Here is a 1,147-nt window from a genome sequence, read left to right as displayed (position 1 = left end):
CGCCTCTGAACGAGGATCCGGGAACGGGTTCTGGTGAGGAAGTACGCGTCCGTTTCTTGAGAACTCAACAGTGTGTTAAAAGCCAGTGCATGAAAACCATGCATAACCCCGTCACATCTTCGGATGGACGGATTCCTTTTTGGTTGGGTTCAACCACTTTTCCAAGCATTGTTTGGAGAGTTTGATCCTGGCTCAGGACGAACGCTGGCGGCGTGCTTAACACATGCAAGTCGAGCGGAAAGGCCCTTCGGGGTACTCGAGCGGCGAACGGGTGAGTAACACGTGAGCAACCTGCCCCTGACTCTGGGATAAGCCCGGGAAACTGGGTCTAATACCGGATACGACCGCCCCCGGCATCGGGTGGTGGTGGAAAGTTTTTCGGTTGGGGATGGGCTCGCGGCCTATCAGCTTGTTGGTGGGGTAGTGGCCTACCAAGGCGACGACGGGTAGCCGGCCTGAGAGGGCGACCGGCCACACTGGGACTGAGACACGGCCCAGACTCCTACGGGAGGCAGCAGTGGGGAATATTGCGCAATGGGCGGAAGCCTGACGCAGCGACGCCGCGTGGGGGATGACGGCCTTCGGGTTGTAAACCTCTTTCAGCAGGGACGAAGTTGACGTGTACCTGCAGAAGAAGCGCCGGCTAACTACGTGCCAGCAGCCGCGGTAATACGTAGGGCGCAAGCGTTGTCCGGAATTATTGGGCGTAAAGAGCTCGTAGGTGGCTGGTCGCGTCTGCCGTGAAAGCCCGCAGCTTAACTGCGGGTCTGCGGTGGATACGGGCCGGCTAGAGGTAGGTAGGGGCAAGTGGAATTCCTGGTGTAGCGGTGAAATGCGCAGATATCAGGAGGAACACCGGTGGCGAAGGCGGCTTGCTGGGCCTTACCTGACGCTGAGGAGCGAAAGCGTGGGGAGCGAACAGGATTAGATACCCTGGTAGTCCACGCTGTAAACGTTGGGCGCTAGGTGTGGGACCCTTCCACGGGTTCCGTGCCGGAGCTAACGCATTAAGCGCCCCGCCTGGGGAGTACGGCCGCAAGGCTAAAACTCAAAGGAATTGACGGGGGCCCGCACAAGCGGCGGAGCATGTTGCTTAATTCGACGCAACGCGAAGAACCTTACCAAGGTTTGACATCACCCGGAAACA

1 rRNA gene is annotated in these 1,147 nt (G+C 58.8%); it reads left to right on the top strand.

The features are described from left to right. Positions 1–169: 169 nt before the first annotated feature. A 16S ribosomal RNA gene (locus ACIA8R_RS52975) occupies positions 170–1,147 on the top strand; the annotation flags it as partial.

Origin of the sequence: Nonomuraea sp. NPDC051191 (genome assembly GCF_044455665.1) — a bacterium.
Classification (GTDB): Bacteria; Actinomycetota; Actinomycetes; order Streptosporangiales; family Streptosporangiaceae; genus Nonomuraea.
Note: the sequence above shows the minus strand (reverse complement) of the source record. Positions and strands in the feature narration are given on the sequence as shown.